Origin of the sequence: Citrobacter freundii ATCC 8090 = MTCC 1658 = NBRC 12681 (assembly GCF_011064845.1) — a bacterium.
Classification (GTDB): Bacteria; Pseudomonadota; Gammaproteobacteria; order Enterobacterales; family Enterobacteriaceae; genus Citrobacter; species Citrobacter freundii.
In genome coordinates this window covers 2400534-2417896 of record NZ_CP049015.1, presented here as the reverse complement: position 1 = coordinate 2417896, position 17363 = coordinate 2400534, and the positions used below count along the sequence as shown (strand labels likewise).

Sequence of the window (17363 nt, the reverse complement as noted above, 5' to 3'; positions counted from 1 at the left end):
GTCTTCTCCTTATACGATCAATGAACTATTGCCATTGTTGCTGGCAAGGGTAGTGGGCATTTCCAGATAAAAGTCACCAATATTCACGGTGGTCGAATTGACGCCCACCAATGTGATGGTGTCTGTACCGATAGTCACAATGGTGTTGCCATTGTTTCCGGTGATAGACACGCTGCTGGCAAAATTACCCGCGTTGATACCTAACAAGACGAGATCAAGGAAGTCCTGTCCACCGTTGGGGTTACTGTCAAAACCGGTAATTCGGTCCTGCCCAAAGTTGGTCCCAAAGGCGAAGATATCGCTCCCGGTACCACCGTCCAGAATGTCGTTACCTTCCTGACCATTGAGAATATCGTCCCCGCTACCGCCGGAGAGGGTATCCGCGCCCGCACCGCCAATCATGACGTCGTTGCCAACACCACCTTGCAGGTTATCAGCGCCATCTCCGCCATCGAGGAAGTCATTCCCGATACCACCAAACAACTGGTCGTTACCGCCCATACCAAACAGATAGTCGTTACCAGAACCGCCCGTAATGGTATTTGCAATGGCATTACCGGTACCGATAAAACTGCCGTTGCCGGTAAATACCAGTTCTTCCACGTTATCGGTGAGGTCGTAGCTGCTGAGGCTGGTTCGGACAACGTCCGTACCGCTATTCACACCTTCGATAACCACATCACCGAAATCATCAACGATGTAGGTATCATCGCCCGCGCCGCCGGTCATACTGTCGGCACCAAGCCCGCCATCAAGCGTGTCGTTACCGGCATCACCTTGCAGAATATCTTGTCCCGCCTGACCAGAGAGGCTGTCGTTTCCAGCACCGCCGATGAGCAGATCGTCACCTGCACCGCCAAGTAAGGTGTCATTACCGCCTTCACCGCGCAGGATATCGCTCCAGGCAGTACCGACGAGGGTGTTAGCCCCGTTGGTACCAACAATCAGATCGCCCACAGGCTGGGTGGTGGTCGACGTCAGGACAACAGGGGGGTTGCCTTCATCGTCGACGACGGTAACGACCACCTGCAACGTTCTGCCGACCATAGCCTGGCCCGGCGTATAGGTAGCGGATGTCGCACCGTTAATGTTGACGAATCCGGTTGGCGAACTCATTCTCCATTGATAAGTGAAATTACCGCCGCTCAGACCATCAGCGTCAGAAATGCCTGAAACCACCGCGGTCAGCGTCAGGCTTTCAGTTGGGGTGAGGTCGTTAATTACTGGCACACCGGTCGTGGCCTGATTGCGCGGGAGGATTGCCTGAGTTTGTGCCGACACCAGGGTTTCAGCGTCACCCATGCGGTCGTTAAAACTGGCGACCACACGCAACGGTGCGCCCTGAATAGCGCCAGGCACTCTGAACTCAACGCCTGTTGCCTGATCTCGCCATTGGCCGTTGACGAATGCCTGCCAGGTCATAGTGATGGCCACATCCACCGCCAGCCCGTTACCATCCAGCAAGTTCGCCACGTTGACGCGCAGCAGGTCACCCACCGAAGGGTTAGGATTGCTGATGGTCAGATCGCCCGTTGCTTGTTGCCCCGTCACCCACAGCTGCTTCCCATCGCCAAACTCCAGTTTTTCGATGTTCAACAGACGATCGATGCCATCATTCAGGTTCAGCGTGGCATCCGGCGTAGCGTGATCGACGCGCAGGCTACCGTCCGCCATACGGGTAAAGACATAGTTGCTGCTGACATCACGGTACACCGCGACGTCAGTTTCCGTGCCGTTACCTTCATGCAGAATTTCGCGCACAATCGACAGTTGATTCGGTTTCAGCGTGCCGGCCAGCATGTACGATTTCAGTTCGGCCATACCTTCGGCGCTGGTGAGTCCCGCCATACCCGTAACGGCAATACGAACGTTGAGCCACGCATCACCATCAATGATATCGTTACCAGCTTTACCCATGATGCGGTCGCTACCACCACCGCCGAGTAAAATATCGCTACCATCATCAGGGTTCAGTAGCACCGCGTCCGGATTTGTAGAACGCTCTACGCCGAGAATAGCCTGTAGACCGTTGATCCGGTCCGCACCTTCCTGGGTCAGGTTGTTAGAGAGGGGAACGCCCTGAACAGGCGCAGTACCTATCGGCTGTTCTGTTCCGATCAGGATATCGTCGTGTTTCCAGCCCGACAGCCCTTCAACAAGATCAAAACGGTCGCGTAGAATAAACTCCTGCTGGTTGACGAAAATAGGGATCCCAAGGTCAGAGTTAGCGCCATTTGGGTCGCCTTTATGGATAGCCCAGTCGAAACCGGCCATGCCATTATTGCGCTGGATCCCCGCGCCCTGAACCATGATGTCGTCACCGGCTTCGCCATCGTAGTCGGTGTCGTTACCCTGACCGTTGAGGACATCGTGACCGATAATGGTACTGTTGAAGAACAACTCAGAGTTGTCACCCGCCAGCGTGTCAAACCCGTCGCCGCCTTCCAGCCAGTCATTGCCTTCGTTGCCCATCAGGAAATCACCACCCGAGCCGCCAAGCGCAAAGTCGTTATCCTGACCCGAGAAGACCTCCTGCGCATCTTCACCGACCACCACGAAGTCGCTGCCGCTGCCACCAAAGACCAGATCGTTTCCGTTACCAGAGAAGATAACGTCATGTCCGGCATCGCCATGCAGGAAGTCCGCATCACCAACAGGCGTTCCGGTATCGGTAATAATGTCATCACCGTCACCGCCGTGGACCACATCTGCTTCGTCACCGCCGTCCAGTCGGTCATCTCCGCCATCGCCCCACAGGCTGTCGATCCCTTTACCGCCGATTAACGTATCGTTGCCTGCCGTCCCACCAAGCACCACATGCCCATCGCCGGTATATTTCAGATACCCACCATCGGCAAAACTATCGCCGTCAACATCCACCCCTGGGTCGCGACGCACCAACAACGGCGAGAGCAGATCTTTCAGCGGATTACCCCATTTCGGATCGATTTCCGTTTGCAGCACGCGGTTCACTTCAAAAATATGGTCCGGTGTCTGGAACAGATTAGCGGGCAGGTGGGAGGAACCCTCATCACCAAGATCGCTGTTACGCATTACCAGCGCGGAAAACGAGTTGGCCTCCAGTTCATTGAGTAAGTTCAGCCCCTGAACGCGGCTCAGATAGTAGAAACGATCACCGTCCTGAAGCATTTCCATTTGTGTTTCAAAGACGAAGTTGAAGGTTGAGCCGAGCATGCCGCCAAATTCATTTTTGCGCTCAGCCAGCCCGCCAATCCAGAAATCGACCATATTCAGACCGGTCTCTTTGGTTGCCCACGCTCCGGTACTGTTAAAGAAATCCATCGCATCCGCAGGCGGGGAATTGTTAGCATCACCAAATAACAGGAAGTTAACCGCTGCGCGCTTACCTTCAAGGCTGGTAGCGTTGAGGATCAGTTCGTGCTGACCATAGGCGGCCATAAAGTTAATGATTGAAGCGGGATTTTTCAGGTAGGTAGTGAAGTCAGCCCAACTGGTATAAGGCTTCAGTTGGCTATCGCCGCTTAAAGCAAAAAACTGCTCGCGGGCCTGGTTCAGCGTCGGCATTGCGGTGTCACGGCCACGGGCTATATTAAGCGCGCCTAAATCGAGGGGCAGGCCGATGAGATTATTACGCAAAGCATCGGTAATAAATTCATCAATTTCGTTACCCACCTGACGCGTCATACCACGCACTATTGCGCCGATAGCCTGATCGTCCGTGACGGTGGCCCCGTTGATTTGATTAAATGCTACCGGATTCAGGAATGCTGAAATCAGGTCAATATCACCGCTTTGCATATCAATGTCGGTACGCGCCACGGTTTCTGTCAGCATTGAATGCCCAAAACGGTAAACAACATGCGCAAACTCTGCAAAGATCAGCGGGTTAATATCCGCCGTGTTGGAGAAGACAAACGGATCGACGGCAGGTTGTACGGTACGGGCAAACTCCTCGAATACGAGGTGCTGATATTGCATTTCCGTGGAGAAGCGGCCTGCCTGGAATAAGTACTCACCGTTCCATACCAGAGTATTGGTATCGGCAGGTAATTCCGTGATTTGGTGGTTGGGCATCAACCACTGGTTAATGAGGTCGATATCGCCGGTTTCCAGCAGAGTGGTTTTATACTGCTCAACCAGGCGGTTATGCTCGCTGTGAAAAACGGCGTGCACCGCGGTTAAACCTATATTTTCGTTCCCGCGCCCGTCACCGGTGATAAAGTGGCGATCGAGCAGTTCGTTATCATAGGTTCCTGCCGGTTGCGGTCCTTCTCCGCCGATGGCGCTGTCATCATCTGCCAGCAGACCAGCTTTTGGCACGGCAGTATGAGCGATGTCATCCAGAAACGCATGACCGGTGCGGAACGTCTCCGCGGGTAACAGGCCTCCGTTGGCTTCAACCAGCCCCCCGGTGGTAACAATCTGTACCTTTCCGTTTTCACTTAAAATCAAATTACCGTAGCGATCCGTTGCCAGCAGGGGAACATTAAACACGTCCTGATCGGTGAGTTTAATGCCAAGCAGGGTTTCAGCCTGGTTTTTAACGTCGGCCCAGGTCGCCAGTCCGCCGTTCGCATCACCCAATAAATTCCCGGTAGGCTCAGGTTTCCCATCAATAATGACGTATTCGCGGATGAAAATTTGATGTGAAGGATGGGAGGTGTAGGTTTGGTTTTGGTCGATGAAGGGGGTCGTCAGGTTTACTGTCTCTCGATTTTCATCCACCGTTGCCCGGGTTAATAGCATAAAGTTTGTCGACGACCCTTCAACATATAAAGGGTCATCGGGCTGGAGCGGAATGAAAACGATACCGTTGCCTCCTTTCGGAATCAGATCCAGACCATGGTCGAAAAACTGGCCAAAGAAGGTCATCCAGCCGTTAAAAGCAGGGGAGAGACCGATATCGGGAGACTGATTGGGAATGGATAAGCTGCCATCCCCAGTAACAGTCCCGCCGCCGGGCGCATCTTTTAATGCGTTAAAAGCCTCCAGCGCGGCCGGGTTTGAGGCCGTCTGGTCTGAAATTAAATTGCTAATTATTCGTGGGTCGGCATCAATAACAGTGCCACCAATTTGGATATAACTGGTCATTTGATCCGCATCCTGCCAGTTTAATGCGGTTAATCTCGGCATTGTCTGATCGGCAGAGCCGTATAATTCCTGACCTGGTAAAAGGTTATTCCATGAGCCATCTACCGTGCGAAGTCCATAGGGCAAGAGTGGGCTGGAGACTAATTCCCGAAGCATTTCAGCATTAACGCTCCCGTCTGGGTTAGTTGCCGCTTCGGATATTTTGATCTGCTTAAGAATAAAAGCAAGATCGTGCAGGGTGACAGTAAAGTCATATTGTGAGGCCATAAGTCATTACCCCTATCTTTACTTGTATTAGCTATCATCATTCGTTCTCATGTTTATAAAAAAACATGTGAGAATGAGTCGTATTTAGTGCTTGGTTGTTATTGCTTGTACAACTCCATTTAATAAAATGCTCAGATTATCAATGACGTATTTAGCGTCATCTTCGTGGATATTCATATCGCGAAATAATGTGTTCGCAGGTTTAAAAGTTTGCTATTTGTGTGCAAAAGACACACTTGCTCTCTTGAATTATCAGGCATATTCAAGGTCTGCTGCGTCGCAAGTTTGAGCGTAGTAAGGGTTAGATGTGTTGTTTTTTTCTCACATTACATTTCTGTGATGATCATAACTATGGTTTTTCCTTTGCCGACTTCACTCATACTTTTCTATGAATAAGATTGTATTTTCATTTCTTTACATTAGGGGGGTGGCAATTTATTTTTACACCGAAGACAACGCTGAGTAGACTGCATTGAAGCTTCAATTTATGAGGAAAATATAACGTTATCTCGGTTAAACATTCCTCTCATCTTAAAATTATGTGCTACTTTGCCAGGTTGAATTAACCCGGGCAAGTTATGTTAACACCAGTACGAACACGGGTAATAACGAAGGTTAACTTTAAGACTAAACGGTCACAAGGTTGGCTATGGCTGCATTAACTTGTGATGAATATGGTCTTTATCGTGTTTAATTCGGGTTAAGAAAATTTTTCTTAGGGAAATTATGCCTGTAGATAAAATTTAATATAAACAATGAGTTATATCGATAGCATCGAGATTTAGATCTTATTTAAGACCGACCTAATATGATTTGAGAAAACAAAGGTTTTAATCTCTGGGATTATTCTTAAACTAGCAGTCATCGTAGGGTTAATCCTACGAAGTCATAAGACATTACTGGCGTCGCTGCATCCCTCAATAAATACTCCGCTCTCAGCGGAGAGGGACTATTGAATTATTTATTACGATACCGATGTATTTATTAATTAAGGACAGACAATATGAAAATCAATAATCCTCATACCAGTTACATATTTGCAGCTGGTGGCCTTGCGTTATTGTTAGCGCAGATAGCGTATGCTGATTCAGCAAATACCATCACCTTTAAAGGCGAAGTGACCGAACAAACTTGCGAGGTCACGGTTAACGGTGTAAATGCACGGCCGGTAGTATTACTGCCGTCGGTTGCGAAAAGCGATCTCGCAGCAGCAGCATCTTCAGCAGGCCTGACAACATTCACCCTCGGCGTTACTGGTTGTACTGTTGATTCTAATGCGTTGGATATTAAAACCGTCTTCGTTGCAAATAATATAACCGAGCGTGGAAACCTGGCTAATACGGGTACAGCGCAAAATGTTGAATTACAACTGCTGACCGATAGCGCGGGCACTACGCCGATTGATTTGCGTACTGGAACTCCAGTTGCAGGAATCACCGTTGCGGCCGGAAATACGTCCGGTGAGCACGACTTTGCCGTGCAGTATTTTAGCCCGAACGGTGGAGCAACCGCCGGGACAGTTGTCGGCACTGTGCAATACGCTATTTCCTATTTGTAAGCGAGATCTGCGTGATGAAAGGATTGGCTATTGGTTTAGTTGGAATGATGATGTGCTTCTGCGTGCAGGCAAGCATAGTGATGACCGGCAACCGGATAATCTATCCGGCAGACAGCCGGGAAGTCAGTGTGCAATTAACTAATCGCGGCGACGTCCCTGGTGTCGTTCAGGTTTGGCTTGATGATGGCGATGCACAATCAGTACCACAAACTGCGGCCGCTCCTTTTGTCACTACGCCACCGGTCTTTCGGATGGCGGCCCACGCGGGGCAAACTGTGCGGCTGCGTTACATCGGCAAACCCATTGCACAGGACAGGGAATCGCTATGGTGGTTTAACTTCATTCAGATCCCGCCCATAAATAAGGATGCGCAAAACGATAACCAGCTTCTGGTGCTGGTACGTAGTCGCGTAAAAGTATTGGTAAGACCCAAAGGGCTGGTGGGTTCGCCGCTGGAGATGGCGAACACCAGCCGGGTCTGGCTGCAGAATGGCAAGCTGCATTTACGCAATAACAGTGGTTTCTATCTTGCGCTCTCGTCACTTGACGTCAGCGGTGCGGGAAAAAAACAGCGCATTCAGAGCGAAACGATCGCACCGTGGGCGACAATGTCGTGGCCTGCAAAAATTTCGCAATTGAACGACGCGCAAATGCGCTGGATTAACGATCAGGGAGCCTCATTAAGCGGGCGCGTGGCATTGGAGAAACAGGACAATGTCCGAAACTAATCCACGCTGGTGGTGGCTTTTTTTGCCAGCAGCTATGCCTGTTTTTGCCAGCAATTACACCTTTGACGAAACATTGTTGCTTGGGAGTGGTTACGAAAAAAGCCTGGCAATGCTCAACGATCCGGATGCGGTGGTCGCGGGACGTTATAGCGTGGATATCTGGCTCAATGGACGGTATGTAGGGCGGGATGATGTGTTGTTTCGCCAGAATACAGCAGGGCGTACCGAACCCTGTCTTCCGGCGAAATTCTGGGATGAACAGGGCGTAACAGCAGCGTCGGAACAAGCGCAGGATTGCTTCGCCCCTGAAGCTCGGATCAGCGGTGGACGCTGGGATTTTGACCAGAGCTTATTGCGTCTGAATCTCAGCGTTCCTCAGGCGGCATTAAAACGTACCCCCATGGATTATGTACCGCCGTCGCAGTGGCAAAGCGGCGAGAGCGTGTTGTTCAGTAACTACAATCTGCACGCCTATCACAATAAAAATAACGGTCAGCAAAGTGATTATGGTTGGCTGGGACTGAGCAGCGGCTTCAACATGGGGAGTTGGCAATTTCGCCAACAGTCGTCTGCCAACTGGCGGCGCGATGGCGATCGAGAAAGCCAACGTTGGGATGCGCTGCAAACCTGGCTTCAACACCCTGTCGCATCTCTGGAAAGTTTACTGACGGTAGGCGAAAGCTACACCTCGGGAAATCTGCTTGGCAGCATGGCGTTTACAGGTGTCAAACTGGAAACCGATCAACGAATGTGGCCACAGTCGCGACGCGGCTACGCCCCAGAAATTCGTGGTACGGCATCTACACCTTCACGCGTTGTGGTTAAGCAGAATGGTCGAACGCTTTACGAAACCAGCGTACCACAAGGCCCTTTTGTACTCGATGATTTGCCGAATACAGCCTGGGACGGTGATTTACAAGTTGAAATCACCGGCGCCGATAACAAAAAGAGTAGCTATACCGTGCCATATGCCAGCGTACCTTTATCACTGCGTCCCGGCGTCTGGCGCTACGGTCTGGTGGCAGGTAAGACCCGGGATTACAGCGCGGCCGATGGTCTGTTTACCGATTTCACGCTGGAGCGCGGGATGACGAATCTCCTGACCGCTAATGGCGCTTTGCGGATCGGCGACGACTATCAGGCACTGCTGATGGGAGGCGTTCTGGCAACGTCGATGGGCGCTTTTGGTGTCGATGTTACCGGTTCGCGGGCCCGGATTGCTTCTCAAACCATGAGTGGCTGGCGGCTGCAAACCAACTGGAGCAAAACGTTCACTCCGATAGGAACTCACGTCGCGCTGGCGGGTTATCGCTATTCCACAGAAGGGTATCGTGACTACGGTGACGTTCTGGGTGAGCGAAGCGTCAGCGGAAGCAATGCGCAATGGCGCTCGGATACGCTGCGTCAAAAAAACCAGTTTACCGTTACGGTGAACCAAACGTTGAGCAGCTACGGAAACCTATGGCTGTCGGGATCAATGATGGATTACTACAGTGACCGTGGCAGCAGCACTCAGTTGCAGGCTGGGTATAACACCACCTTTGGACGAATGACGTTAGGTATGTCATTCAGCCGACAGGACACCTGGTGGCGTAACGGCGACCGTTCACAAGTGCAAAAAGAAAACATGGCAACGCTTACCCTCTCAATGCCTTTGGGTATAGGTGAACGTGAGCATACGCTGGCGCTGTCGGCGAGTCAGGCTCAACAGGCTGGGCGCAATGCGCAGTTGGCATTATCTGGTGCGCTTGATCAGGATGAAACCCTTAATTACGCGCTGTCCACTGGCTGGCAACAGGGGCAAGGTGAGTCAAACAGCGTGACCGACTGGGGTGGTTCACTGCAAAAAAATACGGCTTTCGGCACGCTAAACGGCAGCGTCTCACAGTCACAAAACTATCAGCAATGGTCTGCAGGGGTACGCGGGGCGCTCGTTGTACATCGCCATGGCATTGTTGCCGGCCCGTGGGTTGGCGACACATTTGCCCTGGTGGAAGCGCCAGGCGCTGCGGGAGCCAGAGTCGGGGGCGGACAGGGTGCAACCGTCAACAGCGGGGGTTATGCGCTGGTCCCCTCATTGACACCTTATCGCTTTAACAACGTGACTCTCGACGCTAGTGGAATGAACTCCAACGCAGAGCTTCAGGAGAGTCAACGGCGCATTGCGCCAATGGCGGGGGCCGCAGTAAAACTGCGTTTTGCAACGCTCTCTGGCTATCCGTTACTCATCACTGTGAAGAGTGACGTGACGTTACCGATGGGAGCGGCAGTGACCGACGGTCGAGGTCGTGTAGTCGGGATGGTTGCCCAGGCGAACCAGGTATATGCCCGCGTTGAAGACGAAGAGGGACTATTGATGCTGGAAAGCAGTGATTGTTCGTTGCCGTGGAAACTTAACCAACAACAACGTTCAGAACCGTTAATTGCATTAACGGTAGCTTGCGTAACAAAAGGGCGCTCATGAGACTATTTTTTCTGGTTCTGGCGCTGTTTTCTTGTCAGATACAGGCCGCCTGTGAATACATTATTTATCCATATAAATCAGGAAGTAGTGGCGCACAAGGTACGCACAGGCTTAGTGCAAGTACGGACGGCATTGCCAATGACTGGCGCTCCGGCGGCGGCAACGATGCCTGGAACGGGCTATTGCCGGGATTGAGTAAGTCTGTCGATATCACCAGTAATAGCAGTTTTCAGCCGGCAGGGACGATCCTGACCTCCAGCGGCGGGATCCCTTTTACCACTTATGCTCATAAAGGCGGCGGTTACGATCCTGAGCAGGTATTTTTCCGTTGTACACCGGACACCGCCGGGCAACTCTATGAAGCCTGGTCAACTAACGGCGATGACACCGTGGCTGGCTGGTATGAAGCAACGGATGTACCTGGCGCGTATCTGACCATCATGAAAAACGTCGCATTACGCTTGACGCACGATGCGACAGGCAGCGTCTTTACCGACAGCTGGCAGCAACGCCCACTGGAAAACCTGGATCTTGATACCAATGGCAACTTCCTGATTAAAGCCAAGAACTTCTCGACGATAAGCGCCGAGTTGATTAAAACGCTGGATACACGCTACTACGCCAACCAGGCGCAGTCTGCTACTTACAATAGTTATGTGAATCCCAATGCTTACGTGGTTTTTCGTGGGCCCGGTACGACTTCGTGGGGTATCAAGATAGGTCAGCCACACCGTGGAGGAAATTGGTCTGGCTGGGCGAATGACTGGCCGTCAGTGATTAGCCTGTACAATAACGGGATCTTCGTCAAACGTGCAGCAATGTGTCAGGTTACCGATTTTACGCCCGTTGTGCATCTGCCGCCAATTTCCGTGGTCCAGCTCAAGCAGGGGGAGTATTCATCAGCGCCCTTCCAGATAGAATTTGCCTGCGAATCAACGGTGGTTTCCGGTGTGGCGACCGGGAAGAGCAATGTCGCAATGGGGCTGCTTGCACCGGAAAGCAGCGTCAACAGCGCCTGGGGTTTTAATTTGATTACTGGTAAAACCGTAACCTGGCTATTAGATACGCAATATGGCGCCCCCGGGCGGGCTCGCGGCGTTGGCGTGCGTGTTTACCGTGCGGGTAGTCCGGTGAATTTTATGGCGGTGTCAACTGTCGGCAGCGGTAGCGAAGGCGGCTGGATGCCAGTCATTGGCAGCAATACGCAGCAAAATGGCAGCCAGGATGGCATCAATTACTACAGCGAAAGCTTCGAAGCTCGTCTGGCAAGTTTTGGTGCAGATACGTTAACGGCGGGGGGCTACCAGTCACATGTACAAGTTTTATTGCGTATTCAGTAGCCTCTGGATGTTTGCATTTGGCGTGCAGGCAGCGGTTAACATCAGTACTACTCGGGTCATCTTCAACCACGGAGAGACTCAACGCTCGGTGATGTTAGTCAACGACGGTAATTATCCCGTGGTGGTTCAAAGTTGGGTAGATGACGGCACGCCAGAGAAAGGGCCATCTCAGGCCAGCTCGCCTTTTATCGTGCTTCCCCCGGTGCTAAAAATTCTCCCCGGTGAACAACGCGAGATAAAGGTGATGACGACTGGGGCGGGGCTTGCCAACGATTATGAGTCGTTATTCTGGCTCAACGTGTACCAGGTTCCAGCGGAGTTGAAAAATATCCCAACTGGTGAAAAAGTGCGCTTAACGTTAAGAAATCAGCTAAAAGTCCTATGGAGACCGAAAAACATAGGCGTGTTGACTGAAAAAAGCATCAATCTTCTGAGTTTTCACCATGAAAACGGGGGGATTTACGCTGTTAATCAGAGTTCCTGGAACATATCTCTGGCTAATGTAGATTCAGGAGACTATTCCATAACTGGAATAGTGGTTTCACCGCGTTCCCGGCAGGTAATTTTTAAGTCAGCACCTCCTGAAATGCTGAATAATAAGATAAACTTTACTGTGATTAACGATGAAGGAAATCGTTGGGGATTTTCAACTGTCGTAAATTAACGCTGGCAGTGCTCGCTCTAGCTAAATTGACAAAAATCCATATTCAGGGAACATAATGGCACACGTGTTTTTGCTTAACAGTACCGTTGTATTCTGGCCAGAGCGGAACGTACTCTACGCGAAATCAGATGAGACCAAACGTATAACATTAAGCAATCCGGCAACCCGTTGTTTACTATTATTAATTCAACAACAGGGGCAGGTTATTGAACGTGATTATTTCTTTGAGCATGTCTGGTATATTAACGGTGCGCAGGTCACCAATAATACGTTCTATCAGAATATTTCCTTGCTGCGTCGCGCGTTTAAAGAACTTGGCCTGAATGAAGAACTTATCGTAACCGTACCGAAAGTCGGGATCCGCCTGGAGCCACAACTGGAAGTGCTGGAACAGAAGATTGAAGAACCGCTTAGCGATCTCTCTGTCACGCCATCGGTAACGCCGGTAAATACAGTGACAAAATCACTGCGTATGCGCTCACTGTGCTGGATTCTAGCGGGTGTTGTGTGCTGCGTTATAGCCGCAATAGTGACCTGGGAGGCACAGTTTGATCCCAAACTCAGTCGCTATGTGTCTTTAGGCGTAGGGGAGGGATGCCACTGGTACGTCAATCAGGATGTGCTTAAATTTGATCTGCACCAGCAGTTTATCAAAACAAATACGCTGGATTGTCAAAGTTATCCCTGGGTTTATCTCACGCTGTATCCTAATTTTCCGCGGATCTCCGCATTAACTTGTCGAAAGCAATTTAGCCGCTGGCAGGATAATGATTGTGTGACCCATTATTATTTCGCGGAGTCCAGACATGTGGGGACGTAATATAAAATGGTGTGTTGGCATCATCTTAGCAGTAGCGTTAACAATTGCAGTCACGATGACGTTACAAAACTGGCAGCGGTCACATTTTGATTGCTCCGGAGAATTAGTAATGGAGTATCCGGATATTCGTGGTGATATTTCAGTCAGATACGTTTTTAATGGCAGCAATGGGGTGGCTATTTTACGCGGAAAAATCACTGATAATAACGGTGAAAAGCTGGCGGTAAATCAAAATGTCTGGTTTACCTTTACCCGCAAGGATGATGATTACTTTATGGAGTCCGGAAATGTCGCTTCAAGTTCCGGTGGGACTAACATTCATCCATTGTTAGCGAGAACGTTGCCAGATTTTTTCCTTAAACCCAAAGAACCATTTTATTTCAGCATATTGCGACTCAATAGCAGTACATGACAGTTCTATACCAGCCGTTCGCCGTCGGTGTTTTGTCAGCGTTAAACCGTTGAGATTGCACTCTGTATAGCGTTTGCATACAGAGTGCTTGTGCTCAAAGCATTTCAACTGCAGGAGCGAACTTTGTTGCTCAGACCTTCATGATTGGTTATTCGACAGAGAAATCAGAAGGGGCGAAGACTGAACAGGTCCATGGGGTTAGAAGCCTAATACAGTTCAAATTCAATTTAACATAATATACATTATGCGCACTAAGATTGTAACTCCAATATTCTGATGTCACTTTTAACCCATTTAGTGATGTCACTTTTTCTGGCATAAAGGATCCAATCCTCAGGCCATGGAGACATCAGGATGCTTGTGACCATGTCAGATAAAGAACTTAGCCGGATCAACGTCATTCAGTCAGTTGTAGAAAAACGCATGCGCCGTCGTGATGCAGCTCACCAGCTTGCTCTGACCGAACGTCAGACTCAGCGTTTAATGAACCGCTTTCGCGAGTCAGGTGCTGCTGGCCTTACAAACCTTCGACGTGGACGCCCCGGTAATCACAGGCTTTCTGAGTCGCTGAAGCTGCGTGTTCTCTCGTTGCTTCACGATCACTACAACGACTTTGGACCAACTCTGGCCGCGGAAAAATTGCGCGAACGTCACGACATCAAGGTGTCTGTTGAAACGCTCAGAAAATGGATGACGGCTGATGGACTCTGGGTCCCATATTCACGTCGAAGACCCCGCGTTCATCAGCCCAGATACCGACGTGACTGCCTTGGAGAACTTGTTCAGATCGATGGTTCCCCGCATGACTGGTTTGAAGGACGTGCGCCAAAATGCTGCCTGCTCGTTTTTATTGATGACGCGACTGGTCGCCTGATGCATCTCCGCTTTGGTGAGACTGAATCAGCCTTTGATTACATGATGGCCACCCGCGAGTATCTCGAGCAACACGGCAAGCCCCTTGCGTTTTACAGCGACAAGCACGGTATTTTCAGGGTCAATAATGGTGGTTCAACCACAACCGGCGTCACCCAGTTTGGCCGTGTGCTTTCTGAACTGGGGATCGAATTGATTTGTGCCATCAGTCCGCAGGCTAAAGGCCGCGTTGAGCGAGCCAATCAGACACTTCAGGATCGGCTTATCAAGGAGATGCGTCTTGAGGGAATCAGCAGTATTGAAGCAGCCAACGCCTGGCTGGATACCTTCATCGCTGACTTCAATCGTCGCTTCGCACGACCAGCAAAATACCCCAAAGATCTGCACCGACCCGCGGCTGAAAGCAGCGAAGAGCTGGATGACATCTTTGCCTGGCAGGAACTGCGGAAGCTGTCTAAAACGCTGACATTCCGCTATGACAAAATGATATATCTGGTTGAACCTACAGAAGAAAATACTCGTATCGCTGGCGAGAAAATAACAGTCTACGACTATCCAGACGGCACGCTGGCATTCAAATACGGTTACCGTTCACTCAAATATCAGGTGTTCGACAAACTGGAATGTGTCGACCAGGGGCAAATCGTTGATAACAAACGTCTAGGGGCAGTTCTGAAGCTGGCGCAAAGCAAAATGGATGAACTCGAACGCGATGGTAAGCGTGGCCGGAGCAAAAAGATGCCCAAACGACGGGCTCAGGCCAGAGTTCAGGAGCAACTCAGGGCAATTAATCCGGTCCTGGTAAACCCGAAGGAATTCAGGGCCAGTCTGAAACGCTAGCGCCCTGCTCTTTTGGATTTTTTGGGTGGTTCGGTTGTGACAGTGTGATGAAGTACAAGCTTTTGAAAATAAGGCAGTTGGGTTTATAACCAATAATCCCCATTACGTATCTGGTTTTACTCTCATAGCAGATATCTTCCAGAATATTAAGGGGAAATCAGAACATGGCCAGATGTACGGCTCCTGTACGTGGACATAGCTCAGCAGCAGCCGCTGCTGCCTGTCCAGCCTGTCGCAATCGCAGTGGTTATCGCCGCAGTAGCTACAGTTACGATAGTTATTCGTCCTATTCCTCGTCAGGCAGCTCTGGCGGAAGTTATGGAAGCAGTGGCGGTGGATCCAGCAGCGGTACAAAGCCCCGCTGGTCAAAATCGGGTTCTTCCGTTTCTTACACAACCGCCCAAGTGCAATCTCTCACACCGATTCGCCAAACGGTAGAGAAACTTGTCGCAGAGAAGCCTGATTTGCGTGATGTATTCCTTTGCCACGCTTGTGATGATCGACAAGGCATAGCCAAAGAGCTGCACGATTTACTCGAGGCTGCAGGCGTCAAAGTATGGTTTAGCGAAAAAGATCTTGCTCTTGGCGTTCCTATGATGCGTGCCATCGATAAAGGATTAGCGAATTCTCGAATCGGTTTGGTATTAGTTACTCCAGCGCTGTTAAACCGCCTGCCCAAAGAAGGTGTTGCTGATAAAGAGCTTTCAGCTTTACTGGCCGGGAACCAACTCGTCCCGATCGTTCATAACACAACGTATGAAGCTCTCCGTAATGTCAGCCCCTTGCTCGCATCCCGAAGCGGTCTTGACACGGGAGAAGATACGCTGGCAGTTGTCGCAACAAAAATTGCAGAATTGATTACTGTGTAGAGCAACGACCCCCTTTCAAACTAATAAATCTGGTCTGCTACGGTAGGCCAGATATTTTATCTCTTATCACCCTTTCCCTTCAGAACTTAGCCTTCCCCTGCCCATGTCACTTCAGGTGACATTTGAAACTGGCACAAGGAGGTGACTTTTTAAGCTTCAATAACAAGGACTGTAACTTCTATTCAACTACGCGAAATAGTCAGGATGCTGTTCGCTAATTGTTTCCGAAATTTCTCGGATCAGTTCAGCACAACCAAGAATAAAAGCATCATCTGCTTTGATGAGAGACCTTATTGCTGAAACATCCCCTTCTTCGTAAACAGGAGTGTGGGGTGTTTCAACATCAAATTCAAGATCATGGTTCTTGGTTATAAGTTGCCTGTAACTTGCACCATCTCCATGTTTTAGCGCATTAATAGCAAGGTAGTAGTTATCAAACCTTTCTTTAAGTTCATGCTTTCCTGCAGCATCAAGAATAGTTCGGAGTTCTTTAAATCCATTTTGACAACTCAATCCATTTTGTAAATGCGCTTCAAAAATGGAAAACATACCCACGGCAAAAATTGGCCTCTGAAGTTGAAGCATCTGCAGCTGTTTAATGTGTACGGTTGCTGAACTTGTTTGAAGCTTTTCAATCACTTCACTTTCTGCCTGTTCAAGGCTGTAGAGTGTAAACGAGGTACTTCTTTCAATAAGCTCACAAAAGAAATGCATAGTTAATTCGCGTTAAAAGACGGACAGAACCATACATTACCCTGATAATCCAATACTAAAAAGTGACATTTAAAACTGGCACAAGGAGGTGACTTTTTAAGCTTGCAATAACAAAGATGGAGTAAGAAAGAACCTGAGTTTTTTTGGTCGTCCTTGTGCAGCTGAAACATAGTGTTAAACGGCGCTGCTGCGTATCAGACGATACAGAACATGTTGTGCTAATCGATGATCTGGCGGCAACGCGGGATGCACAAACTCTTCTGCTTTACTCATGCCAAGGCGTATCATCAGGTTCTCAGACGGTTTGTTCAGCACCGAAGTAAAAGAAACCACCTCAGTTAACGCCAGTTCCTCGAAAGCAAAAGTCAGGCAGGCTTCGGCAGCTTCCAATGCTAACCCCTGATGCCAGAATGATTTCGCAAGACGCCAGCCTATTTCAGTACAGGGTGAAAAATGAAACTTATCAGGTTGTGGATGTAAACCTACGCAGCCCACAAACTGGTGTGTTTCTTGTAGTTCAACGGCCCAAAATCCCCAGCCGCGCTCTGTAATGCCTTCCTGGAATCTTGCGGCAAGATTGTCGCTTTCCGTCCGTAGCAATGGAGCCGGAAAAAAACGCATCACATCGGAATCGGTATTTAACGCGGCGAATGGCGCTCTGTCTTTCGCTTCCCACTGACGGAGAATCAGTCTCGATGTTTCCAGCATAAATCTGCCCTTATCATTCATTTTCATATAATC

12 protein-coding genes are annotated in these 17363 nt (G+C 49.9%); 9 read left to right on the top strand and 3 right to left on the bottom strand.

Annotated elements, in window-relative coordinates; translation table 11 throughout:
• Nucleotides 1–9 precede the first annotated feature (9 nt).
• Nucleotides 10–5340, bottom strand: a complete 5331-nt coding sequence (locus G4551_RS11615) for a peroxidase family protein (protein ID WP_003836265.1) — start codon at nt 5338–5340, stop codon at nt 10–12.
• A 1003-nt stretch (nt 5341–6343) separates the two neighbouring features.
• Here G4551_RS11615 and G4551_RS11610 point away from each other — a divergent pair.
• The 9 genes from G4551_RS11610 to G4551_RS23995 all read left to right on the top strand — a co-directional run bounded on the left by G4551_RS11610 (nt 6344) and on the right by G4551_RS23995 (nt 15908).
• Complete coding sequence (locus tag G4551_RS11610) at nt 6344–6898, top strand: fimbrial protein (protein ID WP_003836266.1); 555 nt, start codon at nt 6344–6346, stop codon at nt 6896–6898.
• A gap of 14 nt (nt 6899–6912) precedes the next feature.
• Nucleotides 6913–7626, top strand: a complete 714-nt coding sequence (locus G4551_RS11605) for a fimbrial biogenesis chaperone (protein ID WP_016150242.1) — start codon at nt 6913–6915, stop codon at nt 7624–7626.
• Nucleotides 7613–10090 carry a fimbria/pilus outer membrane usher protein gene (locus G4551_RS11600; protein ID WP_003836268.1) on the top strand — a complete coding sequence of 826 codons (2478 nt, stop codon included), beginning with the start codon at nt 7613–7615 and terminating at the stop codon, nt 10088–10090. Before G4551_RS11605 ends, G4551_RS11600 begins: the two co-directional genes overlap by 14 nt.
• Complete coding sequence (locus tag G4551_RS11595) at nt 10087–11430, top strand: fimbrial protein (protein WP_003836269.1); 1344 nt, start codon at nt 10087–10089, stop codon at nt 11428–11430. The genes G4551_RS11600 and G4551_RS11595 overlap by 4 nt, the downstream gene beginning before the upstream one ends.
• Nucleotides 11431–11437: 7 nt before the next feature.
• On the top strand, nt 11438–12094 hold the full coding sequence (locus G4551_RS11590) for a fimbrial biogenesis chaperone (protein WP_003836276.1): 657 nt from the start codon (nt 11438–11440) through the stop codon (nt 12092–12094).
• 55 nt (nt 12095–12149) lie between these two features.
• On the top strand, nt 12150–12914 hold the full coding sequence (locus G4551_RS11585) for a winged helix-turn-helix domain-containing protein (RefSeq protein ID WP_003836278.1): 765 nt from the start codon (nt 12150–12152) through the stop codon (nt 12912–12914).
• Nucleotides 12901–13326 carry a hypothetical protein gene (locus G4551_RS11580; protein WP_042269579.1) on the top strand — a complete coding sequence of 142 codons (426 nt, stop codon included), beginning with the start codon at nt 12901–12903 and terminating at the stop codon, nt 13324–13326. The genes G4551_RS11585 and G4551_RS11580 overlap by 14 nt, the downstream gene beginning before the upstream one ends.
• 366 nt (nt 13327–13692) lie before the next feature.
• Nucleotides 13693–15039 (top strand): ISNCY family transposase, encoded by a 1347-nt coding sequence (locus tag G4551_RS11575; RefSeq protein WP_080602205.1) that lies wholly within the window; start codon nt 13693–13695, stop codon nt 15037–15039.
• A gap of 164 nt (nt 15040–15203) precedes the next feature.
• A complete protein-coding gene (locus G4551_RS23995) occupies nt 15204–15908 on the top strand; it encodes a toll/interleukin-1 receptor domain-containing protein (RefSeq protein WP_032941306.1) in 705 nt (234 codons plus the stop codon).
• A gap of 186 nt (nt 15909–16094) precedes the next feature.
• On the opposite strand, the gene G4551_RS11565 is transcribed toward G4551_RS23995, so the two are convergent.
• Both G4551_RS11565 and G4551_RS11560 read right to left on the bottom strand, forming a co-directional pair.
• A complete protein-coding gene (locus G4551_RS11565) occupies nt 16095–16622 on the bottom strand; it encodes a hypothetical protein (RefSeq protein ID WP_003836293.1) in 528 nt (175 codons plus the stop codon).
• A 174-nt stretch (nt 16623–16796) separates the two neighbouring features.
• On the bottom strand, nt 16797–17330 hold the full coding sequence (locus G4551_RS11560; RefSeq protein ID WP_080602206.1) for a GNAT family N-acetyltransferase: 534 nt from the start codon (nt 17328–17330) through the stop codon (nt 16797–16799).
• Nucleotides 17331–17363: the final 33 nt, after the last annotated feature.

Bases quoted from the DNA above. Each gene is read 5' to 3' on its own strand.
- G4551_RS11615 (WP_003836265.1), bottom strand. From the start codon at position 5,340: ATGGCCTCACAATATGACTTTACTGTCACCCTGCACGATCTTGCTTTT.
- G4551_RS11610 (WP_003836266.1), top strand. From the start codon at position 6,344: ATGAAAATCAATAATCCTCATACCAGTTACATATTTGCAGCTGGTGGC.
- G4551_RS11605 (WP_016150242.1), top strand. From the start codon at position 6,913: ATGAAAGGATTGGCTATTGGTTTAGTTGGAATGATGATGTGCTTCTGC.
- G4551_RS11600 (WP_003836268.1), top strand. From the start codon at position 7,613: ATGTCCGAAACTAATCCACGCTGGTGGTGGCTTTTTTTGCCAGCAGCT.
- G4551_RS11595 (WP_003836269.1), top strand. From the start codon at position 10,087: ATGAGACTATTTTTTCTGGTTCTGGCGCTGTTTTCTTGTCAGATACAG.
- G4551_RS11590 (WP_003836276.1), top strand. From the start codon at position 11,438: ATGTTTGCATTTGGCGTGCAGGCAGCGGTTAACATCAGTACTACTCGG.
- G4551_RS11585 (WP_003836278.1), top strand. From the start codon at position 12,150: ATGGCACACGTGTTTTTGCTTAACAGTACCGTTGTATTCTGGCCAGAG.
- G4551_RS11580 (WP_042269579.1), top strand. From the start codon at position 12,901: ATGTGGGGACGTAATATAAAATGGTGTGTTGGCATCATCTTAGCAGTA.
- G4551_RS11575 (WP_080602205.1), top strand. From the start codon at position 13,693: ATGTCAGATAAAGAACTTAGCCGGATCAACGTCATTCAGTCAGTTGTA.
- G4551_RS23995 (WP_032941306.1), top strand. From the start codon at position 15,204: ATGGCCAGATGTACGGCTCCTGTACGTGGACATAGCTCAGCAGCAGCC.
- G4551_RS11565 (WP_003836293.1), bottom strand. From the start codon at position 16,622: ATGCATTTCTTTTGTGAGCTTATTGAAAGAAGTACCTCGTTTACACTC.
- G4551_RS11560 (WP_080602206.1), bottom strand. From the start codon at position 17,330: ATGCTGGAAACATCGAGACTGATTCTCCGTCAGTGGGAAGCGAAAGAC.